Annotated in this window: 21 protein-coding genes; 7 read left to right on the forward strand and 14 right to left on the reverse strand. The window is 70.7% G+C overall.

Annotation, left to right across the window (positions count from 1 at the left end; genetic code table 11):
- The first annotated feature begins 387 nt into the window (after positions 1–387).
- Positions 388–516 carry a hypothetical protein gene (locus ACFPCV_RS19905; protein WP_378057750.1) on the forward strand — a complete coding sequence of 43 codons (129 nt, stop codon included), beginning with the start codon at positions 388–390 and terminating at the stop codon, positions 514–516.
- Here ACFPCV_RS19905 and ACFPCV_RS19910 read toward each other — a convergent pair whose 3' ends face one another.
- Positions 517–3573, reverse strand: a complete 3057-nt coding sequence (locus ACFPCV_RS19910) for an FAD-binding and (Fe-S)-binding domain-containing protein (protein WP_378057751.1) — start codon at positions 3571–3573, stop codon at positions 517–519.
- A 411-nt stretch (positions 3574–3984) separates the two neighbouring features.
- Here ACFPCV_RS19910 and ACFPCV_RS19915 point away from each other — a divergent pair, with 411 nt between their 5' ends.
- The gene (locus ACFPCV_RS19915) at positions 3985–4515 is read left to right on the forward strand and encodes a copper chaperone PCu(A)C domain-containing protein (RefSeq protein WP_378057752.1); all 531 of its coding nucleotides are present in this window, start codon (positions 3985–3987) and stop codon (positions 4513–4515) included.
- Positions 4516–4568: 53 nt separating this feature from the next.
- Here ACFPCV_RS19915 and ACFPCV_RS19920 read toward each other — a convergent pair whose 3' ends face one another.
- Together ACFPCV_RS19920 and ACFPCV_RS19925 are read right to left on the reverse strand one after the other, a co-directional pair.
- The gene (locus ACFPCV_RS19920; RefSeq protein WP_378057753.1) at positions 4569–5924 is read right to left on the reverse strand and encodes a HAMP domain-containing sensor histidine kinase; all 1356 of its coding nucleotides are present in this window, start codon (positions 5922–5924) and stop codon (positions 4569–4571) included.
- Positions 5925–5936: 12 nt separating this feature from the next.
- Positions 5937–6644 (reverse strand): response regulator, encoded by a 708-nt coding sequence (locus tag ACFPCV_RS19925; protein ID WP_378057754.1) that lies wholly within the window; start codon positions 6642–6644, stop codon positions 5937–5939.
- Between the two features lie 159 nt (positions 6645–6803).
- Here ACFPCV_RS19925 and ACFPCV_RS19930 point away from each other — a divergent pair, with 159 nt between their 5' ends.
- Positions 6804–7331, forward strand: coding sequence for a DUF2231 domain-containing protein (locus ACFPCV_RS19930; protein WP_378057755.1), 528 nt, complete (start codon positions 6804–6806; stop codon positions 7329–7331).
- Positions 7332–7599: 268 nt separating this feature from the next.
- Here the strand turns inward: ACFPCV_RS19930 and ACFPCV_RS19935 are convergent, their stop codons facing one another.
- From ACFPCV_RS19935 to ACFPCV_RS19945, 3 genes are read right to left on the reverse strand one after another with little or no spacing between them, the layout of a single operon-like run.
- A complete protein-coding gene (locus tag ACFPCV_RS19935) occupies positions 7600–7980 on the reverse strand; it encodes a hypothetical protein (protein ID WP_378057756.1) in 381 nt (126 codons plus the stop codon).
- A 16-nt stretch (positions 7981–7996) separates the two neighbouring features.
- Complete coding sequence (locus ACFPCV_RS19940; protein ID WP_378057757.1) at positions 7997–9028, reverse strand: S1C family serine protease; 1032 nt, start codon at positions 9026–9028, stop codon at positions 7997–7999.
- A 5-nt stretch (positions 9029–9033) separates the two neighbouring features.
- Positions 9034–9351 (reverse strand): hypothetical protein, encoded by a 318-nt coding sequence (locus tag ACFPCV_RS19945; RefSeq protein WP_378057759.1) that lies wholly within the window; start codon positions 9349–9351, stop codon positions 9034–9036.
- A gap of 291 nt (positions 9352–9642) precedes the next feature.
- On the opposite strand from ACFPCV_RS19945, the gene ACFPCV_RS19950 reads away from it, so the two are divergent.
- Together ACFPCV_RS19950 and ACFPCV_RS19955 are read left to right on the forward strand one after the other, a co-directional pair.
- Positions 9643–10716, forward strand: coding sequence for a beta propeller repeat protein (locus ACFPCV_RS19950; RefSeq protein ID WP_378057760.1), 1074 nt, complete (start codon positions 9643–9645; stop codon positions 10714–10716).
- Between the two features lie 34 nt (positions 10717–10750).
- A complete protein-coding gene (locus ACFPCV_RS19955; RefSeq protein WP_378057761.1) occupies positions 10751–11395 on the forward strand; it encodes a DUF2238 domain-containing protein in 645 nt (214 codons plus the stop codon).
- A 38-nt stretch (positions 11396–11433) separates the two neighbouring features.
- On the opposite strand, the gene ACFPCV_RS19960 is transcribed toward ACFPCV_RS19955, so the two are convergent.
- The 4 genes from ACFPCV_RS19960 to ACFPCV_RS19975 all read right to left on the reverse strand — a co-directional run bounded on the left by ACFPCV_RS19960 (position 11434) and on the right by ACFPCV_RS19975 (position 16797).
- Entirely contained in the window at positions 11434–12798 is a 1365-nt protein-coding gene (locus ACFPCV_RS19960; RefSeq protein ID WP_378057762.1) for a glucose-6-phosphate dehydrogenase, read from the reverse strand.
- Between the two features lie 153 nt (positions 12799–12951).
- Complete coding sequence (locus ACFPCV_RS19965) at positions 12952–14610, reverse strand: ribonuclease J (protein WP_378058081.1); 1659 nt, start codon at positions 14608–14610, stop codon at positions 12952–12954.
- 310 nt (positions 14611–14920) lie between these two features.
- A complete protein-coding gene (locus tag ACFPCV_RS19970) occupies positions 14921–15385 on the reverse strand; it encodes a CAP domain-containing protein (RefSeq protein WP_378057764.1) in 465 nt (154 codons plus the stop codon).
- Positions 15386–15573: 188 nt separating this feature from the next.
- Positions 15574–16797: an NAD(P)/FAD-dependent oxidoreductase gene (locus tag ACFPCV_RS19975; protein ID WP_378057765.1), complete on the reverse strand. Its 1224-nt coding sequence runs from the start codon at positions 16795–16797 to the stop codon at positions 15574–15576.
- A gap of 111 nt (positions 16798–16908) precedes the next feature.
- On the opposite strand from ACFPCV_RS19975, the gene ACFPCV_RS19980 reads away from it, so the two are divergent.
- Positions 16909–17400 (forward strand): MSMEG_6728 family protein, encoded by a 492-nt coding sequence (locus ACFPCV_RS19980; protein ID WP_378058082.1) that lies wholly within the window; start codon positions 16909–16911, stop codon positions 17398–17400.
- Between the two features lie 191 nt (positions 17401–17591).
- Positions 17592–20468 (forward strand): glycosyl hydrolase, encoded by a 2877-nt coding sequence (locus tag ACFPCV_RS19985; protein WP_378057766.1) that lies wholly within the window; start codon positions 17592–17594, stop codon positions 20466–20468.
- A 135-nt stretch (positions 20469–20603) separates the two neighbouring features.
- Here ACFPCV_RS19985 and ACFPCV_RS19990 read toward each other — a convergent pair whose 3' ends face one another.
- The 4 genes from ACFPCV_RS19990 to ACFPCV_RS20005 form a co-directional block, all read right to left on the reverse strand.
- A complete protein-coding gene (locus ACFPCV_RS19990) occupies positions 20604–21770 on the reverse strand; it encodes a PP2C family protein-serine/threonine phosphatase (RefSeq protein ID WP_378057767.1) in 1167 nt (388 codons plus the stop codon).
- Positions 21767–22564: an alpha/beta fold hydrolase gene (locus ACFPCV_RS19995; RefSeq protein ID WP_378057768.1), complete on the reverse strand. Its 798-nt coding sequence runs from the start codon at positions 22562–22564 to the stop codon at positions 21767–21769. Before ACFPCV_RS19995 ends, ACFPCV_RS19990 begins: the two co-directional genes overlap by 4 nt.
- 110 nt (positions 22565–22674) lie before the next feature.
- The gene (locus ACFPCV_RS20000) at positions 22675–23289 is read right to left on the reverse strand and encodes a hypothetical protein (protein WP_378057769.1); all 615 of its coding nucleotides are present in this window, start codon (positions 23287–23289) and stop codon (positions 22675–22677) included.
- A gap of 11 nt (positions 23290–23300) precedes the next feature.
- Positions 23301–24440 (reverse strand): zinc-dependent alcohol dehydrogenase, encoded by a 1140-nt coding sequence (locus tag ACFPCV_RS20005; protein ID WP_378058083.1) that lies wholly within the window; start codon positions 24438–24440, stop codon positions 23301–23303.
- Positions 24441–24525 lie beyond the last annotated feature (85 nt).

The following is a 24525-nucleotide window of genomic DNA, read 5'->3' on the forward strand; positions in this document are numbered from 1 at the left end:
CCCAAGAGAAACTCACCCTGCTACTGTCCTAACAGAACATGGTGCGACGACCGCATGAACCCGCCGCGCGTTGACGGCATAACCAGTGCCGGGAAAGGACCATTCACGGCATCGCGGACGCCGTCAACGCGCCTTTCACAGCACCAAACCAGGGCGCTGCGCGCCCGACCGCGAAGCGGGGCCTTGCCCACGTAACCCTGACGGTGGCGCAAGCCCACGACAGGGGCTCCCTGCCATCTCGTCGACCTGGCAGGCAGACCCACCCAATCCGCGGCCACCTCTCCGCCACCCCGAGACCTGCCCGTCCGGCGAGGACGAACCCACCAGACGGGCACACCGACTTGTCGCGGACCATCGGCGATCCGCCGGTGGGGTAGCACTGCGGCCATGACGAAGCGACGGGACGACCCGCAGAGCGCGGCGACACCGGCGGATGACGACGTCGACGCGCTGACCGACGCCGTGCTGACCGCCTCCCGGCTGCTGGCGGCCACAGCCGACCTGGACTGGGTGTGACTACCGTTGGTCGCGCCGCAGCCGCACCGCGCCCCACATCGCCGTCGCCAGCAGGCCCGCTGCCGCGGCGCTGACGAGCCGCCCCATCGCGCGCGCCCGCGCCGGGCGGGGCGCGGCGGCGTGCTCGTCGCCGGACTCGTCGAGCGTGAGCAGCTCGGCCAGGTGCAGTGCCCGCCGGCCGGTGCCTGCCTGCTCGATCTGGGTCCGGCAGCTGAAGCCGTCGGCGACGACGAGCGTGTCGGGTGGCGCCTCCCGCACGGCAGGCAGCAGTGCCTGTTCGGCACAGGCCATCGAGACCTCGTAGTGGCCCCGCTCGAAGCCGAAGTTGCCTGCGAGCCCGCAACACCCGGCGTCGAGCACGGTCGCCTCCACCCCCGCCTGCGACATGGCGCGCACGTCGGTCTGGAATCCCATGATCGCGTGGTGGTGGCAGTGTTTCTGGACGATGGCGCGCCGGTTCGGCCCGCGTGGCCGCCACGGGCGGGGGGAGTGGTGCAGGAGCGCCTCGGCGAGCGTGACGTAGCGGTCGCGCAACCGGCGCAGGTCCATGTCCTCCGGCAGCAGTTCGCCCGCGTCGGAGCGGAACACCGCGGTGCAGGACGGTTCGAGCCCCACGACCAGCGTCCCGGCGTCGAGCCAGGGCCGCAGCGTGTCCGCGGTGCGGCGCAACACCCGTTTCGCGGTGTCGAGCTGTCCGGTCGAGAGCCAGGTCAGTCCACAGCACACCGGTTCGGTGGGCACCGCGACGCGGAAACCCGCGGACTCCAGCACCTCGACCGCCGCCTGTCCGACGTGCGGCTGGAAGTGGTCGGTGAACGTGTCCGGCCAGAGCACGACCGCGTCCCGGTCACCGGGAGCAGGCTGGTCGCTCCTGGTGCGCAGCCACCAGTTCCGGAAGGTCTCGGCGGCGAAGGGCGGCGCGTCCCGTTCGGACGCCACCCCGGCCAGGCGTTTGCCTGCGGCGCCGATGCCGGGCGCGGCCAGCAACGCGTTCACCAGACGTGGCGCGCGGGCCGCGGCGCGGGCCAGCACCGGCAGCCAGCCGAGGGCGTAGTGGGCCATGGGCCGTAGCCGGCCCGCGTAGTGGTGGGCGAGGAACTCCGCCTTGTACGTGGCCATGTCCACCCCCACGGGGCAGTCGGACTTGCAGCCCTTGCACGCCAGGCACAGGTCCAGCGCGTCGCGGACGGCCGTCGAGCGCCAGCCTTCTTCGACCGGTGCGTCGTCGTGCCCGGCCAGCATCTCGAACAGCAGCCGGGCACGGCCGCGCGTCGAATGCTCCTCCTCGCGCGTCACCTGGTAGGACGGGCACATCACCCCGCCCTCCGTCGTGGGACGCCTGCACTGGCCGACGCCGACGCACCGCAACGTCGCCGTGGCGAAGCTGTGGTCGTCCTCCGGGTACCCGAAGTGGGTGCCGGTCGTCACCGGCCGCCATTCCGCGCCGAGCCGCAGGTCCTCGTCCGGTGCGCGCGGCGTGACGACCTTGCCGGGGTTCATCCGGCCCGCCGGGTCGAACAGCGCCTTCAGCTCCCCGAACGCGCGCGTCACCTCGGGTCCGAACATGCGCACCAGGAGGGCGCCGCGGGCCTGGCCGTCACCGTGCTCCCCGGACAACGAGCCACCGTAGGAGACCACGAGGTCCGCGGCCCGCCGCAGGAAACGGCGGAACGCCGCGACACCGGGTGCGGTGTCGAGCCGGAACGGGATGCGCACGTGCACGCAGCCCTGTCCGAAGTGGCCGTACAACGACGGGTGGTCGAGCTCGAACTCCTCGAACAGCCGGTACAGGTCGCGCAGGTAGTCGCCGAGCCGCTCCGGCGGCACGGCGGAATCCTCCCAGCCGGGCCAGGTCTCGGGCATCAGCGGCGCCTGCGCGGTGGCCCCCAGCCCGGACTCCCGCGCCGTGAGCAGCTTGCGCTGTTCGGCCGCCGATCCGGTCAGGAAGACGTTCCGGTCGTCCTCGCTCCTGCCGATCGCCGCGAGGAGGGCTTTCGCGTGGTGCACGGCCTGGTCGGCGTCCGAGCCGCTGAACTGCACCAGCAGCCACCCACCGCCCTCGGGCAGCAGGTCGATGGAGTCGACGTGCATCCGCCCTTCCCGCATGAACCCGACGAGACGGTCGTCCAGGGCCTCCACCCGCAGTGGCTCGCCGTTGGCGAGGATCTCCGGCACCGCGTCCGCGGCCCTGGTGATGTCGGAGTAGCCGAGCGCGACCATGGCGGTGGCGTCGACGACCGGGACCAGCTTCAGCTCGGCGCGCAGCACGGTGGCGAGGGTGCCTTCGCTGCCGACGAGGAGCCTGGCGACGTCGAAGCCCTGCTCCGGCAGCAGCGCGTCCAGGTTGTAGCCCGACACGCGGCGCGGGATGTCCGGGAACCGCTCCCGCACGGCGTCCCCGTGGCGGTCGCGGAGCCGCCGCAGCTTTCGGTACAGGTCCGCGCGTGGCCCGCCCTCGGCGAGAATGGCCGCGAGGTCCTCGTCGGAGGTCGGGCCGACCCAGCAGCGCAACCCGTCGTACCGGAGGATGTCGAGCCGCCCGACGTTGTCCGCGGTCTTGCCGTACCGCTGGGCGGTGGCCCCGCAGGAGTTGTTCCCGATCATCCCGCCGATCGCGCAGTGGCTGTGCGTGGACGGGCGGGGCCCGAACTCGAGCCCGTACCCGGCGAGCTGCCGGTTGAGCTCGTCCAGCACGATGCCCGGTTCCACCACACAGGTGCGTGCCACGGGATCGACGGACAGCAGCCGGTTGCAGTACTTGGTCCAGTCGATGACCACCGCGGCGTTGGTGCACTGGCCGCCGAGGCTCGTGCCGCCGCCCCGGGACAGCACCGGCGCGTCGTGTTCCCGGCAGATCTCCACGGCCCGTGCCGCGTCCTCGACCGAGCGGGGGACCACCACCCCGATGGGCACCTGCCGGTAGTTGGACGCGTCGGTCGCGTATGCGCCGCGACTGCCGGCGTCGAACCGCACCTCGCCGTCGACCTGACGCCGCAGGGCGGTCTCGAGCGCGTCGGTGTCCACATCTGGCGGCACGGAAGGAAGAGCAGCCCTCATGCCACCGGTCCTACCCTCGTCACGGGGGACCTACCCGCCGCCGACCATGACGAAATCTCAACATCGCCGCTCGACATCCGCCTGCGCAGCCGACCACGCAGCGGGAGGACTTCGTCAACCTGGCCGACAGATCGTGCGAAGCCATGCGCGATGCCGTGAAAGGCGCGCTGACGGCATACGACGCGCCCTCAATGGCACATTCACGGCGCTGAGCTGGGCGCCGTAAACGGCCCCATTCACGGCACCGCAGTTGTCCCGAAAGCGCCGTTGATCAACGATTGGCGCCGCTACACGGGCGCGCAGCGCCCGCAGGGCGCCCGGGCAGACCGTCCGCTGCCCGACCCGCGGGGTCGAAATGTTGCGAAATGAACACATAGGCGGCTCTGGCCGTGGCGTGGGTAGTCCACGGTCATGGACCTGAAACGACAACGCCGCCGCTTCCTGGCCGTGGCCGTGGTGGTGCTCGCCGCGGCCTGCGGCGCGCAGCCGCAGACGCGGCCTGCCGACACGATGGGCTCCAACGGCGAGGTGGGGCCGATACAGCTGCGCAACGTGTACCTCGCCGCGTCCGGAGAGGGCGGATACGACCAGGGCGAGGACGGGCGGGTGCGGCTGTGGCTGTTCAACCAGTCGTCGTCGGAGGACGCGCTCGTCGCGGTGCGGTCGGCGGAAGCGGAGTCGGCGCGGATCCGCTGGGACCGCGACTGCGACGGCACCTTCGAGGTCGTCGACGAGCTGCCGATCCTGCCGAACGGGACCGTCCCGCACGACCGGCCCTACGCCGTCGAGCTGGTGAACTTCACCGGTGAGGTCCACGGTGGCACCACCGTGCCCGTGACGTTCACGTTCCGGCGCGCGGGCGAGACACGGCTGGACGCCATGGTCGAGGCCGTGCGCGACGGGGACGTGGCCGACCCGACCCAGTGCGGGCCGGAGGGCTGACCCTGGCAGGCCGCGGCACCGCACCCGTCCGGAGTGAATGTGCCGGACAGTGGTCACGGTGGATCCTGCTCGGCGGCGACGGCGGGCAGGGTGACGACCATGCGCGCACCGCCGCCAGGACGGTCCACGCACCGTACGTCGCCGCCGTGTGCCACGAGGGTCTCGGCGACGAGGGCGAGCCCAAGGCCGGTCCCCGCGGTCGCGCCCCGCCCGGACCTGCCGGTGGTGAAGCGCTCGAAGATGGTCTCGCGGTCCGCTTCCGGCACCCCCGGCCCGCTGTCGTCGATGAAGACGACGGCGCGCGCGCCGTCGCTGCCGGTCGTGACCCCCGTGAGCCCGCCGCCATGCCGGTCGGCGTTGTCGACGAGGTTCACGAACGCGCGTTCCAGGGCAAGCTTGCGGCCGCGCACGACGGTGTCCGCGCGGACGGTCAGCAGCTCGGCCGGCCGCCCGGAATCGGTGAGGACGTTGCGCAGCAGCTCGCCCAACGACACTGTCTCGGGCTCGTCCTGGTGGAGACCGGCCTCCGCGCGGGCCAGTGCGAGCAGGTGCTCCAGCAACCGGTGCAGGTGGTTGACCTCGGTCTCGACGAGGTCGAGCGCCTGGTCCCCTCTGCCGGGCAGCGCGTCCCGGTACCGGTTGAGGACGCCGACCGCCGTCACGAGTGTGGTCAGGGGTGTGCGGAGCTCGTGGCTGACGTCGCCGAAGAAGCGGCGTTCTCGCTCTATCCGTTCCTGCAGCGAGTCGACCATCCGGTTGACGGAATCGCCGATCAACGTCAGTTCCCGGTCCCGGGACGCGGGCACCCTGGTGTCGAGGTCACCGTCCGCGACCTGCACGGCCGTGCTGGCGAGCTGGTGCAGCGGGCGCAGCAGCCTGCGGCTCGCCCAGAAGCCCACCAGAGCCGCGCCCAGCGTCGCGACGACGGCGCACACCACGAGCACCCTGTGCACCACGTCCAGAGTGGACCGGAGTTCTCGCAGCGGTGCCACCTCGTAGAAGTCCACCTCCGCATCCAGTGTGTGCCGTACGGCCAGGTACGGCTCACCCGCGATGTCGACGGGTGCGGCCGTGCCGAAGCCCACGTCACCGGCTGGCCACAGCTCGGCCGGCAGGATGTCCTGGCCGATACCCGGTTCCGAGGCGTGCCACCGGCCGTCGACGCGCAGCAGGGCCATGGTGCCCGTCGGCGGGTCCAGATCCTCGAGGATCGTACGGGGAACGGCGTGCGGCGCCCTGAGCCTGCTGTCGACGAACGCGGCGTCCGCGTTCGCCTGCCGTGTCACCGACTGCTCGCGCTGGTCGGTCAGGTAGGTGCGGGTGACCGTGTACACCGACAGCGCGAGTACCAGCGACACCAGTGCCGCACCCGCCGCGAACGTCAGCATCACCCGGCGCTGGAGGCTCATGGGAAGCGGCGGCTAGGCGACGATGTCGACCCGGTACCCGGACCCCCGCACGGTTTTCACGACGTGGGGGTGGGCGGGATCCTGCTCGATCTTGGTGCGCAGCCTGCGGATGTGCACGTCGATGATGCGGTCGTCGCCGAAGAAGCCGCGCTCCCACACCCGTTCGAGCAGGGTGCCGCGGTCCAGGACCTGGCCGTGCATGTTCACCAGTTCGCACAGCAGCCGGTACTCGGTCAGGGTGAGCCGCAGATCGCGGTCTCCCCGGCGCACGATCGCGGTCGACGGCGACAGTACGAGTGGTTCCCTGGGATGGGCTTCGAGCACGACGTCCTGCAGGCTGTCGGTTCGCCTGCCGGGCCGTGCTCGCCGCCGCAGAGCTCGCAGCCGGGCCGTCAGTTCCTGGAGCTCGAACGGTTTGCTCACGTAGTCGTCCGCGCCGGCCTCCAGCGCCGCGACGATGTCATGGGAGTCCGCCCGTGCGCTCAGTACGATGATCGGCACGTCGTGGGAGCGGCGCACCTCCCGGATGCACGCGAAGCCGTCCATCCCGCCGAGCATGAGGTCGACCAGCATGAGGTCGGGCGGGTGCCGGCGCACAGCCACGAGCGCGTCCTCGGCGCTCGGTGACTCGGTCACCTCATAGCCTTCGTCCTCCAGCGCGAGGCGCAAGGCCGCGCGAACACGGTCGTCGTCCTCGACGACAAGCAGTCGAGCGCCCATGTCGTCATCGTCGCAAACCCGCCGACCGGTCGCAGAACGGACACGGGCGGCCCCGGCGTGCACGGCCGGGACTGTTGCGCCTTCGGGCCCGGGTGGCGCATGAGCCGTGTGGTTCGGGGGAACTCCGGCAAGGGAACGTTCCCTCTGCGGGGAGGCATCATGCAGGCTCGAGCTCGGTTCGCGGGACATGCCATCCATCCGATTCTGATCGTGTTGCCGCTCGGGTTGCTGGTCACGGCGGTCGTGTTCGACGCTCTGTTCCTGGCCACCGGTTCGGCGAACTTCGCCGTCTCCGGCGCGTACACCACCGTCGCGGGCGTGGTGGGCGGACTGTTCGCCGCGTTGTTCGGCTGGGTCGACTGGTTCGCGATCCCGGCGAGGACGCGTGCCAAGCGGATCGGTCTGCTGCACGGGGTCGGCAACGTCGTCGTGCTCGCCCTGTTCGCGGTGGGGTGGCTGCTGCGGTTGGACAGCACCACCTGGGAACCGTCGGTCACCTCGTTCCTCATCACGCTCGCCGGGCTCGTGCTCGCCGCGGTGACGGGCTGGCTGGGTGGTGAGCTGGTCGAGCGGCTGGGGGTCGGTGTCGACGACGACGCGGGCCTCGACGCGAGCAGTTCCCTGAAGCGAACCGTGGACACGCCCAGGCACGACGTCACGGCGGCCGAGCACCCCACCGGCACGTGACCGACTCTTGCGGCCGCAGGTGCGGCAGGCGGTCACCGCTGCGGAAGGCGTCGGGCGGGCACGTCATCCGCTCGGCGCCGAGGCCGCGACGGCGCCGGTGGGGCGCGAGGGTGTCGCCGGACAGGGATCGAGGCCCGGCCGCCCCTGCCGGGTGTACTCGCGGATCCACCACGGACCTCGACCACCACCGCGCGCCGGTCGCCACCTGCCGATCACGAACTGGTTCCCGGACGCGGGCAGCGCCGTGCTCTTGTCTCCTCGCCGTGGGTCAGCCGGCCGGACCCAGCTCGGTCACGCGGAGGGGGATGCCTTCCATGCAGGTCGTGGGGGTGCCGGGGTCGGCAACGCCGGTCACGGTCAGCCGGTGCCCGGGTTCGAGCCGGTCGCGGTCCCCGCCGAGGAGGAGATAGCGGATCTCGCCGTTGTCGAGCAACAGGCATCCTGGTTCCACCCCGGCCACGACCTCGCCGGTGGTGCGCACGACCTCGTTCTCGGGTGCCGGTGCCCCACTCTGCGAGGTGGTCACTTCGGGTGGGGGCTCCGTGGACGGTGGAATGTCCAGCACCGGTGGTTCCTCGGCGCAACCGGCGGTGAGCAGCGCCAGTGCGGCGGCCAGTGCCGCGATGCGTGGTCGGGAGCGTGTGAACATGTGCGGTCCTCGGGAGTCATGACGTGCGTGCGGTGACGTCGACGGTGTGCTCCAGCCGGTCCCCGTCCCGCAGGACGGCCAGCGTGACGGTGGCACCTGGTTCCGTTCCCCTCAGCGCGGTCAGCAGGTCCTCCACGGTGCGGACCTCCGCGTCGTCGAACCCGGTGACCACGTCCCCGGCCCGGACACCGGCGGCGGCCGCGGGACCGTTCTCGTCCACCGCGGTGACCACGGCGCCGTGGTCGGCCTGGATGCCGAGTGTGTCGCGGATGGCGGGGGTGAGCCCGCGCAGCGACACCCCGAGGTAGGGGTGCTCGGCCTCACCGTCGGCGATCAGCTGTTCGGCGACGTCGAGAACGGTGGCCGCCGGGACGGCGAAGCCGAGGGAGACGGCGCCGGTCTCGGGCGGCAGATAGGCCTCGTTGACCCCGATCACGCGGCCCTGCTCGTCGAGGAGCGCGCCGCCGGAGTTGCCGGGGGAGATCGGGGCGTCGGTCTGGATCAGGTCCACCAGGGAACGGGTGGTGGCAGCGGAGCCGGGGATGTCGCGGTGCAGCCCGGAGACGATGCCCGCGGTCACGGTGTTCTCGAACCCGAGCGGGCTGCCGATGGCCAGTGCGATCTCACCGGGCCGCGGCAGCCCGGTGCGGTACTCGGGCACCGGCAGGTCACCGCGCTCGGTGCGCACGACGGCGAGGTCGGTGACGGTGTCCGTGGCGAGCACGGTTCCCGGTGACCGCTCGCCGTCCGCGTATACGACGGTGACCTCGCGCGCCTCGCCGACCACGTGCGCGTTGGAGACGACGACGTCCTCGCGCAGCACCACCCCGCTGCCCAGCCCGTTGCCCGTCTGGATCGTCACCACGCTGGGAGCGAGCCGTGCCACGACGTCCGCGTGGCCCGGCCGGTCCTCGGTGCCCGTCGTCCGGGTGTTCGTCTGTGTCTGCGTCCGTGTGGTGCCTGCGTCGCCCGTGGTGCACCCCGTCAGGGTCAGCGCCAGCGCTGCCGTCAGCGCGGGCACAGCCGTTCGGGCGGTCGTCGTGGACATGCCGGTCACGCCTTGGGGACGAGCCGGGCGCGTGGCACCCGCAGCCGGACCCCCGACTCGTCGACGCGGTCGAGTTCGTCGGCCTCGGCGTACAGGTCGCTGGCGAGGAACCCCTTCGCGTCGATCTTGATGTACCCCTTGCGCAGCAACTGTTCTGCGCGTTGTTCCGGCACCGCGGGCTCGGCGCCCAGGAACGCGTCGACCACACCGGCGACCGGGCCTCGCGTCTGCCGCTGTCCGTGCGAGGTCACCGCGCCGGGGTCGCCCATCTTCATGGCGGCCACGGTGCCCACCTGCTGGTCGTCACTGTCGAGTACTCGCATGCCCACTGCCACCCTCGCGAGGGGTTCCGGGGCGGTACCTGGAGGTGTCATGTTCGTGGCCTACCCGCCGTGGCGGTGACCAACCGGGCCACGGTGATCCGGCACCTTACGAAATCGTCGTCAAGGGGCGGTCAGCACGCCGCCGGAGGTGGAGGCGGGCCCCTCCGCATGACCATTTCGTCATCATCCTCGGCCGGTCCGGAAGGGGTTCGACGCGGTCCACCGGGGCACTCGCTGTTCGACGAGAGGTTGGCTACTCGTATCGCACAGGGAGATGGGAGCTGTCCCGTCATGCACCGTGACATCCGGCAGACCTTGGCCACGTTCCTGGTGGCTGTGCTGGTCGGCGTCCTCGCCGCACCGGACGCGGCCGCACGGCCGCGCGTGGTACCGCCCGGGTTCGTGCCGTCCGCGACGTCGTGGACGACGGCACAACAGGGCTGGGTACTCGGTTTCGCACCGTGTCCGGACGGCCAGTGCCCGGTCCTGGTGCGGACGTGGGACGGCGGGGCGAAATGGTGGCGGGCGAACGTTCCCCCGCTGCCGCTGCCCACCGACAACCGCAGGGTGCGGGTCCACTTCGCGAACGGCGGGAACGGGCTGATGACGGACGGCACCTCGCTGTACGCGACGCACACCGCCGGCCTGTTCTGGCGGCGCGTCGATCTCCCGGCGGAGGGACCGGCACCGGACATCGGTGCGCTGGCGGCCGGGGACCGGGCGTTCTACGCCATCGTCTCCGACGACTCGGGTACCCGGCTCGTCACCTCCCCGCTGTTCGGGAACGACTGGCACCCGGTGCCCGGAGTGGCGCTACCGGACCGCGGTGGCGGCGACGTCGTCGCGGCCGGTCCGCGTGTCCACGTCGCGCTCAACGCCGTGCACCGCTCACACGGCTACTGGGCGACCTCGGAGGGCACCGCCTGGCACGCCGCGCGACCACCGTGCCCGGTCCACGCGGACCCCGACCTCGGCCTCGCGGCCGGCACCGTGTACGCGCTGTGCAGTGCCCGGCCCGGGATGGGTGACATGGTCAAGCAACTGGTGCGTTCGACGGCAGGGCGGCCGTTCACCCCGGTCGGACGAGCGCCGGACGCCGGGATCACCACCGGCTTCGCCGTGGCCTCACCGTCGGTCATGGCCGTGACCGCGGTCGGCCGCGGCGCGGCGCTGGTGCACCGCGGCGTCGAAGGAGGTGCTGTCTGGGATACACCGGTCGTGCTCCCGGGGGCACCGCTGCACGACCTGGGTTTCACCGACGCACGGCACGGCACCCTGGTGTGGGGACGCCCTGACCACGGAGACGGCCGTGTGTACCGGACCGACGACGGGGGCGGCACGTGGACGCCGCTCTCGTTCGAGTGAGGGCGGGCCGGTCAGCCGAAGGGAGGGTGAAGCCGTGACACAGCGTTCGCGAACCCGCACGCGTGCCGACAACGAACCGAGGGTCCTGCTGGCGCTCGTGCTGGTCGCGGTCGGCGTGTCCGCCATCGCTCCACGGGTCTACGGCACCTGGCTGCTCGAGGTGGCCCCGGTCCTGCTGGCCGTGCCGATCCTCGTGGCCGGGTACTCGCGATTCCGGTTCACCGCGGTGGCCTACCGCGCACTCACGGTCGGCGCGCTGTTCATCGCGTTGGGCGCCCACTACTCCTACGCCGACGCCCCGCCGGGTGAGTGGCTGCGTGCCTGGCTTGATCTGGACCGCAACCCGTACGACCGCGTGGGACACGTGATCCAGGGTGCGGTGAGCGCACTCGTCGCCCGCGAGGTGCTCCTCCGGTGCACGCCGCTGCGGCCCGGCCGATGGCTGGCGGTGGTCGTGACAGGCATGGCCCTCGCCCTGTCCGGTGGCTTCGAGATCGTGGAGGCGTTCGCCGGTGCGGTCACCGGGAACGTCGGTGAGGTGTACCTGGGGACGCAGGGCGACGCGCTGGACGCCCAGTGGGACATGCTGTGTGCCTTCGGCGGCGCCATCGCCGTCCAGTGGATGTTCCACCGGACGCACGACCGGCACCTCACCGAGCGTCTCCCGCGGAGTTCATGACGAATGCCGGGAGACCCGGCTCGGGCGGCTGCCGTCGGTCACCGCGCGGGGCCCGCCGACCCGGCGGGGTATTCCTCGAGCGGAACGGTGCCGTCGGTCCAGGCCGCGAGGATGGGTTCGACGATGCGCCAGCTCTCCTCGGCCTCGTCGTCGCGGATGGACAGGGTCGGGTCTCGTTGCATGATCTCGCGCAGCAGCAGGCTGTACGGGGGGAGTTGCTGGCGTGCGAAGGTGGCGGCCAGTTGTTCGCGTTCGAGTTCGAAGGGGTCGCCCGCGCCGTTGAGGTTGATCTCCACGGCGATCTCGTCGGGGTCGAGCGAGAACCGCAGGACGTTGCGGGTCGCCTGGTCGTCGATGGTGGCGAAGGGCTGGTGGGGGACGGGGCGGAAGTGCACGGCGATCTCGCGCCGGTCGGTGGCCAGTGCCTTGCCGCTGCGCAGCCGGAAGGGCACCCCGGCCCAGCGCCAGTTCTCGATGTGGAGCGTCACCTCGGCGAAGGTCTCGGTGCCCCGCGCCGGGTCGACGCCCTCCTCGTCGGTGTAGGAGGGCAGGTCCCGCTCGTCGACGCGCCCGGCGGTGTAGCGGGCACGGCGGGTGGCCGAGGCCATCCGCGCCGGGCCGGGGGCGGCGATGGCGCGGAGGAGGTCGACCTTCCGGTCCCGCAGGTCTCGTTCGGACAGTGAGGTCGGGGGTTCCATCGCGATCAGTGCGAGGAGTTGGAGCAGGTGGTTCTGGATCATGTCGCGCAGCGCGCCGGCGTGGTCGTAGTAGCCCGCGCGCCCCTCCAGCCCGAGGGACTCGTCCCAGACGATGTCCACCCGTTCGATGTGGGTGTTGTTCCAGACCGGTTCGAACAGCCGGTTGGCGAACCGCAACCCGAGCACGTTGAGCACGGTCTGTTTGGCCAGGAAGTGGTCGATCCGGAACACCCGGTGCTCGCCGAACCCGCCGCGGATCGTCTCGTTGAGGCCGCAGGCGTCGGCGAGCCCGGTGCCGAACGGCTTCTCGAACACCAGCATGGTCTGCTCCGGCAGCCCGGCCCGGGACAGTGCCGCGACGGTGTCGCCGTAGACCCGGTTCGGCAGTGCCAGGTACACCGTCGACGGCGCGAGGTCGCGCAGCGCGGTGGCCAGTTCGTCGGCGGAGGTGACGTCGGCCTGCCGGTAGCAGAGCCGCTCCAGCAGCGACGCGGCGGCCTGGGGGTCGTGGTCGGGGAGATGGCGGCGCAGTCGTTCGCGTGCCTGGTCGCGGAACGACTCGTCGCTGCCCGGCCCGCGGTCCACTCCCACGATCCGGACCTCCGGCGGCAGCTCACCGGCCGCGGCGAGCCGGGTCAGTGCGGGCAACAGGTAGCGGCCGGCGAGGTCGCCTCCCGCGCCGAGAATGACGAGCGTGTTCGACAAGGAATCTCCTGTGGGCAGGGGGCAGGGCGGTTCCGCGGTCGGGTGACGCGTCGGCTCGCGCACCACGACGCCGCTCCAACGTTAGGGTAAAAGTTCGCGGTCGGCTGGTCGGTGCCGTGAGTCCGGCGGACTGCGTCAGGCGTCGATGCGGCGTCAGGCGTCGATGACGACGGGGATGACCACGGGCTGGCGGCCGAAGGCTCTGCGCACCCATTTCTGGGTTTCGCGGGTGATGGCGTCCTCGAGGTCCTCGAGCTTGGTGTTGCCGCGTTCGGCCGCTCTGGCGAGGGCCTTCTCCAGCGCGGCGGTGAGGGGGCCGAAGTCGTCGGGGCCGTGTTCGAAGCCGCGGACGATGATGTCGGGTTCCTCGGTGAGCTTGCTGGTGTCGGGGTCGACGATCGCGACGACGGTGAGGACTCCCTCGGTGCCCAGCGCGCGTCGTTGGGTGAGGGTGGCTTCGGTGGCGCTGCCGACGGTCTGGCCGTCGACGTAGATGTTGTGGACCTCGACGGCGCCGGTGACGGTGGCGCGTCCGTTGTGGAGGTCGATGACGTCTCCGTTGCGACTGATGAGGACGCGGTCTCGTTCCACCCCGGTCCGCACGGCCAGTTCGGCGTTGGCCCGCAGGTGCCGGTGTTCTCCGTGGACGGGCAGCACTGTGGACGGTTGCACGATGTTGTAGCAGTAGACGAGCTCACCCGCGCTGGCGTGGCCGGAGACGTGCACCTTGGCGTTGCCCTTGTGCACCACGTTCGCGCCGAGTGCGGACAGGCCGTTGATGACGCGGTAGATGGCGTTCTCGTTGCCGGGGATCAGTGAGCTGGCGAGCAGGACGGTGTCGCCGTCGCCGACGCTGATGGGGTGGGTCTGGGCGGCCATGCGGGCCAGCACCGCCATGGGTTCGCCCTGGGATCCGGTGCAGATCAGTGTGACCTGGCGGGCGGGGAGTGCTTCGATGGCTTTCTGGTCCACGAGGAGCCCGTCGGGGACGGTGAGGTAGCCCAGCTCGATGGCCAGGCCCATGTTGCGCAGCATGGAGCGCCCGACGAGGGCGACCTTGCGGCCGCCGGCGTGCGCGGCGTCGAGGACCTGCTGGATGCGGTGCACGTGGCTGGCGAAGCTGGAGACGATCACCCGCCCTGGCGTGGTGCGGAACACCTGCTCGATGGCCGGGGTCAGGTCCCGTTCGGCGGTGGTGAAGCCGGGGACGTCGGCGTTGGTGGAGTCGACGAGGAACAGGTCGACGCCCTCCTCGCCGAGCCGGGCGAAACCCCGCAGGTCGGTGAGCCGGCCGTCCAGCGGGAACTGGTCCATCTTGAAGTCACCGGTGTGCAGCACCAGGCCGGCGTCGGTGCGGATCGCGACGGCGAGTCCGTCCGGGATGGAGTGGTTGACGGCGAGGAACTCCAGGTCGAACGGGCCCTGGGTGAGCCGTCCGCCTTCGCGGACCTCGATGGTCTCGGGCTTGATGCGGTGTTCGGCCAGCTTGGCGCCGATGAAGCTCAGCGTGAGGCGGGAACCGACGAGCGGGATGTCGGGACGTTCGCGCAGCAGGTAGGGCACGGCGCCGATGTGGTCCTCGTGCCCGTGGGTCAGCACCACGGCGACCACATCGGACAGCCGGTCCCGCAGTACCGACCAGTCCGGCAGGATCACGTCCACCCCGGGCTGGTGCTCCTCGGGGAACAGCACCCCGCAGTCCACCACCAGCAGTTTGCCGTGGTGTTCGAACACGGTCATGTTCCGGCCGATCTCCCCGAGACCACCCAGCGCGATCACACGAAGGGCGCCCGGCGGCAGGGCCGGAGGCATGGCAGGGGCGGCAGGGGCGGCGGCGCGGGCAACAGAACTCACGCCCTCACGTTATGTGAGAATGCCGGAGGGGTGTCAACCAGCCCACCCGATGCGCTGGTCGACCCGGGGGACGGGTCGGATCTCCCGCATGCCGGACCCGGGGAGTTCACCCTTCGGCCGGAACGGTTCTCGCGGTCGGGTCGCCGCGATCGCCCACCGCACAGGCACATCGTCGATCGCGGATTCGTCGGCGGCACGTGAACCGGACGATTTCACGTGCCGCCGACGCATTTCGGGAATGTCCTGACGGCTGGATCGTGTGTCGTCGTCAACCGCGGGTGCCGAAGTTCTGGGTCCAGTACGGCACGCCCTCCGCGTTCACCACGTGGCCGACGCCGATCTCGGCGAGGCCGCAGTCGAGGATGTTGGCCCGGTGGCCGGCACTCCCCATCCACGCGTCGACGACCTCCTTCGGGCTCGGCTGGCCGAAGGCCACGTTCTCCGCCCACTTCTTCGCCGGATACCCGGCCTGTGTGATCCGGTCGCCGGGATCGGAGCCGTTCGTGCCCTGGTGGGACATGTGGTCGTGCGCGGCCATGTCCTTGCTGTGGCCGCGTGCCGCCGTCCGCAGTGCGCTGTTCTCCGCGAGACCCGCGCATCCCTTCGCGGTGCGGTGTTCGTTCGTCAGCGCGATGACCTGTTGTTCATAGCTCGGTTCCGCCTGGACCGTGCCCGTCAGACCGCTCAGGCCCAGTGCCGCCGACATGGCGATGGCGGTGAACGCGTTCTTCATTGCTCGCCTCCTTGGTCAGTTTTCGACTTCGGAAGGCGTACCCGGGAAAAGCGGCACTTCTCACCGTGCCGCATTTGTCAGACCATTGGGCGACAGGTGATACCGCCGGTCACTGTTCGCGTTTCCGGCCGCGGTAATTTTCGTGCGCGCGGCAGGCAGTTCCACCCATTTCGGTGCCGGTACCGCGTTTAGGCCAGGTCGCGCAGTACCGCGGTCGCGGCACGGCGCCCGGACACCAGTGCCCCCTGGACCGAGCTGGTGTCACGGTGATCGCCGCACACGTAGCGGCCCGCGGTCAGTCGTACCGGCTTGCGAAGCGGGTGCCGCGGACCCATCACCGGCAGCGCGTGCGGGATCGCGTACGTCGTCAGCAGGTCCCAGTCGCGGGTACTCGAGCCATACATTTGCGACAGTCGCTCGCGAACGGTGCTCTCCGGCACGGCGTCGTCGAGGCGTTCGGGCACCGACGCCGCGATCAGCGCTTCTCCCGGTGGTGCGTAGCCGGGCGCGATGTTGCTGATCACCGCGGTGTTCAGCAGGAGCCCGTTCTCGCCGTCCACCAGCAGGTTCCGGTCGGCGCCGGGTGGCGGCGCGGCGAGCCGGTAGTAGTGGGTGGTCACGGAATGCCACCGAGGCGCCGCCACGCCGGGCACGAGCCGTGCCGCGCTCGCACCGTCGGTCGCGACCACCACCGCACGGGCGTCGAACTTCTTCCGTGACCGCAGCAGCACCCCGTCGGTCGTGAGTTCCGCGACCTCCGCGCCGTACCGCACCGTGGTCGGCTGGAGGCGAGATGCCAGCAGATGTGGCAGTGCCCCCATACCCGCCGCGGGCAGTGCGCCACCGCCGCGCAGGAACGACCGCCACACGAGGTGGAACACGCGGGAGGAGGTCTGCAGTTCGCGGTCGAGGAACACACCGGCCAGCAACGGCCGCAGGACCTCCCGGACGACGTCGTCGGAGATGGTGAGGTCCGCTGCCGTCGACCGCTGCGGGAGGTTCCGCAGCACCTTGGCGGGTGCGACCGCGTCGCGCAGGGAGAAGGCGGCGAGCGCGGCCGCGTCCCGTGGATGACGCATGGCGAACCGCGCCAGGTCCGAGGACCGTCCTCGCCACGGTGGCACCAGTTCGGACCGGCCACCGGGGCCGACGGCGACGACGCCGCGGGTGAACGGCTGCAGTCGCAGCGTTCTGAGCCCGGGCAGGGCACGGACCGCGGGATAGGCGGGCAGCAGGACCTGGAACCCCCGGTCGAGCCGGAACCCGTCGACCACGTCGGTGCGCACCCGCCCGCCGACGGCGTTGCCTGCCTCGCAGACCACCACGTCGAGACCGGCCTTCTGCAGGTGCCATGCCGCCGCCAGGCCTGCCAGCCCGGCGCCCACCACGACCACGTCGACCCGTTCGGCCACCACCGCTCCCCTCGCTCTTCCGGGATGTCGCATACCCCCTGCCTCCCACCGAACCATTCGGCGCAGGTTGGCCGGGGTGTCGCCCCAGCGGTACCGGGTAGCCAGATGACCGTGCAGACCTTCCTCCCTTGTGCCGACTTCTCCGCCACCGCGGCGGTTCTCGACGTGCGGCGGCTGGGCAAGCAGCGGGTCGAGACCATCCAGGTGCTGCGTGCCCTGACGGTGGCGGGGTATGGATGGCGGCACCATCCGGCCGCCGCCATGTGGGCAGGCTATGAGGAGGCACTCGTCCGCTACGGCCTGGAGATCTGCGCGGTCTGGTGCGCGGCAGGCAGGCAGGACACCTGTCAGGTGACCCTCCGCCAGGATCTGCACCGGGCGACGGGCTGCGACCTCGTGCGCACGCAACACGACCTGGCCCGTGCCGGCGAACTGCCGCCATGGCTCGGCGAGATCGCCTTCCACCTGAGCCACCGGTCCGCCCTGGTCCGCAAGGACCCCACCCACTACCGGCCGTTCTTTCCGGACACACCCGACGACCTCCCGTACGTGTGGCCCGGTTCGGACCGCTCGCGCCGGGAACCGGTACCCGGCAGCCTGTGACCGGTTGACGGAGGCACGCCAACGACCGCAGCCGTAGGGGTGACAGGCCTCGATGATGCGGAACCGGCAAACCGGACGGTTGACCCTCGGCTGAGTGAACTGCTAGACAGTGTGAGAGCGCTTCCACGGTCCTCGCCACTTCTTCCTGTGTGCGAGGGCCGCCCTGCACCCCTGCTCAAAGGAGAGCCCTCATGCGCAACCGCTCCGGACCGCGCACGATCGCCGCGGTGGCAGCCGCGGCGATCGTGGGTACCGCGCTTCCCCTGCTCGCGACGGTGCCCGCCGGCGCCGAACCGATCGGCGCGGGCAGCTACACCACGGCACTGCCCGCGGGCGCCTCGCTGCCGACCGCGTGCGGCGACATCGCCACCAACCCCCGCAAACACCTCACCGCGAACGCCCCGGCAGGCCCGGTACCGACCAACGACTGGTGGTCGTCGCTGGTCTACAAGCGCACCGAGTGCGCGTTCTCCGACAACCTGATGGCGCACCCGTTCTCCTTCGACACGGTCGCGGGTGGACTCGGCGTCGACTACGCCACGACCCCCACCATCTCCGGCACCCCGACGACCGTGGGGGAGTACCACTTCCAGTACGGCGCCGACTTCACCCTCGGGGTCGCCGGCCTGAACGCCGCCGAATCCAAAGTCGACGGCTGGACCGACTGGACGGTCAGCCCGTACTGGTCCGACGGCACCCGCACCCTGCGCACCACGATCGGGCACGGCTCACCGTTCGTCCACGCACGCGTGACCGGCGGCGACGCGTTGCTGAGCTTCGCGAGCGCGCCGACCGTGTGGGACCGCACCGGCAGCCGGGTCGGCTTCACCGTCGACGGGCACGACTACGTCGCCTACGCGCCCTCCGGTGCGCAGTGGACGGTCTCCGGCGGCTCGATCTCCTCGAACCTCGCAGGCAGGGGCTACTTCTCCGTCGCGGTGCTGCCCGACGGCGCCGACGCCGACCGGACCGGTCTTGCCGACGCCTACGGCCGGTACGCCCACAACCACATCACCGGCACCGCGGTCTCCTGGGACTACGACGAGCCGGCCAGCACCGTGCGCGCCACCTACCGGTTCACGACCGACGCGCTCGAAGGCACGGGGACCGGCACCGTCGTCGCGCTGTACCCGCACCAGTGGCAGAACCTGGCGGGCGGCACCCCGATCGCGCAGACCTACACCTCCCCGCGGGGGCCGATGAAGGTCCTCGTCGGCACCGGCTCGTTCACCACGGACACCCGCTACCACGGTGTGCTGCCCGAGGTGCCCGCTGTCGCCATGACCGGCGACGACCTCGCCACCCTCAACGGCCACCTCGACCAGGCCGCCGCCGGTGACCCGCTGGCCGGGTTCGGCAACGACACCTACTGGACCGGCAAGGCGCTGGGCCGGGCCGCGAGGCTCGCCGAGATCGCCGACCAGGTCGGTCGCGGCGACGTCCGCGACAAGATGCTCGACGCGATCCGCGGCAGGCTCACGGACTGGTTCACCGCGTCGCAAGGCAAGGCCGAGCGGGTCTTCTACTACGACCGGAACTGGGGCACGTTGATCGGCTACCCAGCCTCGTACGGCTCGGACACCGACCTCAACGACCACCACTTCCACTACGGCTACTACATCGCCGCCGCGGCGACGCTCGCGAAGTTCGACCCGGAGTGGGCGGCCGACGACCAGTACGGCGGCATGGTCGACCTGCTGATCCGGGACGCGAACAACTACGACCGCGGCGACGGGATGTTCCCGTTCCTGCGTGACTTCGACATCTTCGCCGGGCACGACTGGGCGGCCGGGCACGGCGCGTTCTTCGCGGGCAACAACCAGGAGTCCTCGTCGGAGGGCATGAACTTCGCCAACGCGCTCATCCAGTGGGGCCAGGCCACCGGGGACACCGCGGTGCGGGACGCGGGCCTGTACATCTACACCACGCAGGCCAGCGCCATCCACAACTACTGGTTCGACCCGGCCGACCAGGCGTTCCCGGCCGGCTTCGAGCACTCGACGGTCGGAATGGTCTGGGGTGACGGTGGGGCCTACTCCACCTGGTTCACCGCGGACCCCGAGAAGATCCACGGCATCAACATGCTGCCGATCACGGGCGGCTCGCTGTACCTGGGCCACCACCCGGACTACATCGACCGCAACGTCGCCGAGATCGTCCGCAACTCGGGCAGCCAGGTGCCGAGGTCGTGGGCGGACATCATCTGGTCGTTCCAGGCGCTGTCCGACCCCGACGCCGCGCTGGCCGCGTTCCGGGCCAACCCCGGCTACACCGTGGAGGAGGGGGAGAGCCGCGCGCACACGTTCCACTGGCTGCGCAACCTCAGCGCACTGGGCCAGGTCGACACGGGCGTGACCGCCGACCACCCGCTGTACGCCGTGTTCACGAAGAACGGCGCCCGCACGTACGTCGCCACGAACCTCGGCGGCGCGAACCTGACCGTCCGCTTCTCCGACGGCACGACGCTCACCGTGCCGCCCGGCAAGACCGCCACCACCGGCGCGCACACGTGGACGGGCGGCGGCGCGGTGCCCGGCGACCCGACCGACCCGCCGACCGACCCGCCGGTGACCAGCCCGGTGCTGGCGCTGGTGAGCCCCGGCAAGCTGACGACCGCGGGCGGCACGGGTGCCGTCTCGGACACCGTCGCCGGTGCCGGCGGGGCCAACCACGACGGCACCCCGGCCAACGCGAGGGTGTACACGGCGTGTGGCATCACGGGCACCCACGACCCGTCAAGGGAGACGAGGTTCGCGTTGCGGGTGGACTCCGGCACCGCGGTCGCGAACGGCGTCCAGGTGCGGATCTCCTATGACCCCACCGGTTCCGGCGCCTATCCGCGAACGGAGACGTACCACTACTTCGCCACCGACCCGGCCGCGGGCTGGGAGACCTACACGCAGGAACGGGGACGCGCCGCACAGACCGGCAGCCCGGTCAACCTGACGAACGGGTGTGTGCGGCTGGAGGTGTGGAGCGCGATCGGCAACGCCCCGACCGCGCTGCGGACCAGCGCCACCGCTGCCGAGGGCGCCCGGTCGATCCTGGAGATCCCGTACACGATCTGAGTACGGGGCTGGTCCCGTCCCCGGTGGTGGGGACGGGACCAGTTCTCACCCACGGGAACGGAACCCGGCAAACGACGAACGCGCCTTTCGGGACATCGGACCCTGCGGAGCGTGAACGCCCCAAAACGCGCTCTTCTACGTCGACAGGCTGAGTGCGGCGACGTCATCGTCGACCCTCAGGGTGGACAGCAGGGTCCTCAGGTCCTTGACGAGCTTCTCGGCAGTCGTCGGGGCATGCGCCCGCGCGAAGTCGAGCAGAGCTTCCTCGCCAAGGCGGTTCCGTGAGTCATCCACGCGGGCCTCGGTGAGCCCGTCGGTGTACAGGAGCAGCGTGTCGCCTTTGGCCATCCGCACCACCGTCGTCGCGATGTGCGCGCTGGGCAGCAAGCCGAGGAGCTGGCCTCCCGGGGTGTCGTGGTAGGAAGTAGAGCCATCCGCACCCAGCAACAGCGCGGGCAGGTGGCCTCCACTCGCCAGCGTCACCGTGCAATGGCTCCGCGGTGACAGCGTCAGGACGCCGAACATGACGGTGCAGAACTGACGGTCGCTGCGCTCCTGGTGCAACACCGTGTTGAGATTGCGCAGCACCGCCACCGGATCGTCGTCGAACACGGCAGCCGACCGCAACGTGTACCGCGTCAGGGACGTGAAGGCCGCGGCCGGCGCGCCCTTGCCGCACACGTCGCCGACGAACACGCCCCACCGGTCGCCCGGAAGCGGGAACAGGTCGTAGAAGTCGCCGCCCACCTGGTCGGCCGATGCCGGGTGGTAGTGGGCTGCGACGGACAGCCCCGGCACGGCGGGCAACACGGGTGGCAGCAGCGTGCGTTGCAGGGTGCGTGCCAACTCCGTGGCTCGCGCCTGCTCCTGCTCCGCCGCCCGCCGCGCTCGCAACAGTTCCCGCTCGTACGCCCGCCGGTCACGGGCGTCGAACACCGTGGTCCTGACCAGCAGCGGCTCTCCGGCCGAATCCGTCTTGACCACCGACGTCACCAGGACCGGCAGTTGCTCGCCCGACGCCGTCCGCAGCTCGAGTGCGATGCCGCTGATCGAGCCCTGCAGCCGCAGCAGTGGTGCGAAGTGCGTCTCGTGGTACATGCGGCCGCCGACTGTGAGAAGGTCCGTGAACCGCGACCTGCCGAGCACCTCCGCCGGTGTGCGGCCCAGCCAGTCGAGCAGCGTCTTGTTGACCTTGACGATGCGACCGTCCAGCGTGGTCGACAAGTACCCGCACGGCGCGTGCTCGTACAGATCCTCGGCGCTGTCGTCGAGAAGCGCGTCGAACTCACCGTCCGTGGTCACGACGTCACGAAGGCCGCGATGGCGGACGCGGTCGGCCCGGGATCGGACAGCTGCGGGCAGTGCCCCACCGCGTCCAGGGTCACGAGACTGCTGCCGGGGATCTGGTCGCGGACGAACTCACCCACTTCCCGCGGAGCGATCGCGTCCTCGGCGGTCTGCACGACCAGTGTCGGCACGGTCACGCGGGTCAGGTCGGCCCGGTTGTCCGACAGGAACGTGGCTCGGGCGAAGACCCGCGCGATCTCGGGGTCGGTTCGGCAGAAACTGTTGGTCAGCTCCTCACCGAGCTCCGGCCGGTCCGGGTTGCCCGCGATCACCGGCGCCATCGCGGCCGACCAGCCGAGATAGTTCCCGTCCAGTGACTCCAACAGCTCCTCGATGTCCGCCGCGGAGAATCCGCCCTGGTAGTCGCCGTCGTTCAGGTAGCACGGTGACGGGGTCAGCAGCACCAGCCTCGCGAACGGGGACGGGTCCGCGGCCACCGCGAGCACGGCGATGGACGCGCTGACGGAGTGCCCGACCAGCGTCACCTCCCGGAGGTCGAGCTCGCGGATCAGGGCCAGCACGTCCTCAGCGTAGGAGTCGAGCGAGGAGTACCGCTCCGCGGACCACGCCGCGAGATCCGACTTGCCCGCCCCCACGTGGTCGAACAACACGACCCGGTAGTCCTGCGCGAGCCGGGGAACGACCAGCCGCCACAGGTTCTGGTCGCATCCGAAACCGTGCGCCAGCACGATGACGGGTGCACCGACCGGCCCGGTGATGACCACATTGTTGCGTGCAACCACATCCACACGGCCATCTTGTCAGACCTCCGACCGGAGTACCTCAACACGAAGTGCCGGACGCTGCTCGACAGGGCCAGTCGTCCAGGTGAAGGCCCTACAGAACCGATCCCAGTCCGTCAGTGACCGACCTCAGTGACCGACGTCTCGGTGGCGCGACGAGTGCGTCGGCGCCGGAGCACCGTTCTGGCGGCCGAGAACGCCAGGCCGCCCGCCAGCACCCACGGTCCGGCGACGATGACCGGATCGAGCAGGTGGTGTCCCACGTCCGCGCGTTTCTTTCCCACGCGGGAGGAGATCCCGTGGTGGGAGAACTCGCTCGACACCCCGGTCTGGGTGATCGGGTTGTCGGGACGCGGGGTCAGGAACGAACGCAGGTGGTGCTCCCACGCGTCCACCCGGTCGGCGGCCAGCAGGAGCAGCCAGTGCGCGGCCCGTGCCTCGCCGTACTTCCGGTACGCGTACTTGCGCAACTCTCCGGAGATACCCCTTGGCGGGCACGAGGTGCCGAAGACCGGCGTCAGGAACTTGTGCTCGATCGACCGTTCACGGGGCCACTTCTCCGGTTGCCGCTCGGGGAACTCCCGGTGTGCCCCGGTGCGGTCCTCCCTCGGCCGCAACTTCGGCACCGACGGCCGGTCCTTCGGGTCCAGGTCCACCCCCCAGCCCGGGATCCGCGCACGCAGCTGGTCGCGCGACTCGGCGAGCGGCGGCCGCTCCGACGTGTAGGTCATGGTTACCTCCCTCAACTGCCGTTCGGGACGATCAGCGGCTTGATGCAGCCGTCCAGCTTCGCGGAGAAGATGTGGTATCCCTCGGCGATGTGCTCGAGCGGAATGCGGTGGGTGACGATGTCCTTCGGATTCAGGTAGCCGTTGCGGACGTGCTCGAACAAACGCGGCCACTGCCGCTTGACCGGGCACTGGTTCATCCGCAGCGTGAGGCCCTTGTTCATCGCGTCGCCGAACTTGACGGCGCTGAACATCGGTCCGTACGCACCCATCACCGAGACGGTGCCGCCCTTGCGCACCGAGTCGATCGCCCAGTTGAGCGCCACCGGCGAACCACCCTGCAGCTTCAGCTTGGCCGACGTCACGTGCTGGGTGACGTTGCCGTCCGCCTCCGGGCCGACCGCGTCGATCGCGACGTCGGCACCGAGGTGGTCGGTGATCTTCTTCATGTGCACCACGATGTCGTCGTATTCCGTGAAGTTGTAGGTCTCGGCATGGGCGAAGACGCGTGCCTTCGCCAGCCGGTACTCCAGGTGGTCGATGACGATGACCCGGCCCGCGCCCATCAGCCATGCCGACTTCGCGGCGAACAGCCCCACCGGCCCGGCGCCGAAGACGACCACCACGTCACCTTCGACGATGTCGCCCAGCTGGGCGCCGAAGTAGCCGGTGGCGAGCGCGTCGGTGAGCAGGACAGCGTCCTCGTCGTCCATCCACTCGGGAATCACGGTCGGGCCCACGTCGGCGAACGGCACCCGCACGTACTCGGACTGGCCGCCGTCGTACCCGCCGCAGGTGTGCGAGTAGCCGTAGATACCGCCCACGGCGGTGGCGTTGGGGTTGACGTTGTGACAGTTGGAGTACAACCCCCGGGCGCAGTACCAGCACGTCCCGCAAGAGACGTTGAAAGGGACCATGACGCGGTCACCGCGTTCGAGGTCGCGGACCCCGGGGCCGACGTCCTCGACCACGCCGATGAACTCGTGCCCGAAGGTCGTGCCGACCCGTGTGTCCGGCATCATCCCGTGGTAGAGATGCAGGTCCGAGCCACAGATCGCGGCCAACGTGACCCGGACTATCGCATCGCCGGGGTGCTCTATCGCCGGCATGTCCTTCTCTTCGACCCGGACCTTGTACGGCCCGCGGTACACCATCGCACGCACAGCGCGTCCTCCCGACGAGTTGTCACCGACGAGCCGGCCGTACGACAGCGGCCGACCGCGACATCCGGTGGGCGGA

This window comes from Actinophytocola glycyrrhizae, assembly GCF_042653545.1.
Lineage (GTDB): Bacteria > Actinomycetota > Actinomycetes > Mycobacteriales > Pseudonocardiaceae > Actinophytocola > Actinophytocola glycyrrhizae.

Bases quoted from the DNA above. Each gene is read 5' to 3' on its own strand.
- ACFPCV_RS19905 (WP_378057750.1), top strand. From the start codon at position 388: ATGACGAAGCGACGGGACGACCCGCAGAGCGCGGCGACACCGGCGGAT.
- ACFPCV_RS19910 (WP_378057751.1), bottom strand. From the start codon at position 3,573: ATGAGGGCTGCTCTTCCTTCCGTGCCGCCAGATGTGGACACCGACGCG.
- ACFPCV_RS19915 (WP_378057752.1), top strand. From the start codon at position 3,985: ATGGACCTGAAACGACAACGCCGCCGCTTCCTGGCCGTGGCCGTGGTG.
- ACFPCV_RS19920 (WP_378057753.1), bottom strand. From the start codon at position 5,924: ATGAGCCTCCAGCGCCGGGTGATGCTGACGTTCGCGGCGGGTGCGGCA.
- ACFPCV_RS19925 (WP_378057754.1), bottom strand. From the start codon at position 6,644: ATGGGCGCTCGACTGCTTGTCGTCGAGGACGACGACCGTGTTCGCGCG.
- ACFPCV_RS19930 (WP_378057755.1), top strand. From the start codon at position 6,804: ATGCAGGCTCGAGCTCGGTTCGCGGGACATGCCATCCATCCGATTCTG.
- ACFPCV_RS19935 (WP_378057756.1), bottom strand. From the start codon at position 7,980: ATGTTCACACGCTCCCGACCACGCATCGCGGCACTGGCCGCCGCACTG.
- ACFPCV_RS19940 (WP_378057757.1), bottom strand. From the start codon at position 9,028: ATGTCCACGACGACCGCCCGAACGGCTGTGCCCGCGCTGACGGCAGCG.
- ACFPCV_RS19945 (WP_378057759.1), bottom strand. From the start codon at position 9,351: ATGCGAGTACTCGACAGTGACGACCAGCAGGTGGGCACCGTGGCCGCC.
- ACFPCV_RS19950 (WP_378057760.1), top strand. From the start codon at position 9,643: ATGCACCGTGACATCCGGCAGACCTTGGCCACGTTCCTGGTGGCTGTG.
- ACFPCV_RS19965 (WP_378058081.1), bottom strand. From the start codon at position 14,610: ATGCCTCCGGCCCTGCCGCCGGGCGCCCTTCGTGTGATCGCGCTGGGT.
- ACFPCV_RS19970 (WP_378057764.1), bottom strand. From the start codon at position 15,385: ATGAAGAACGCGTTCACCGCCATCGCCATGTCGGCGGCACTGGGCCTG.
- ACFPCV_RS19985 (WP_378057766.1), top strand. From the start codon at position 17,592: ATGCGCAACCGCTCCGGACCGCGCACGATCGCCGCGGTGGCAGCCGCG.
- ACFPCV_RS20000 (WP_378057769.1), bottom strand. From the start codon at position 23,289: ATGACCTACACGTCGGAGCGGCCGCCGCTCGCCGAGTCGCGCGACCAG.
- ACFPCV_RS20005 (WP_378058083.1), bottom strand. From the start codon at position 24,440: ATGGTGTACCGCGGGCCGTACAAGGTCCGGGTCGAAGAGAAGGACATG.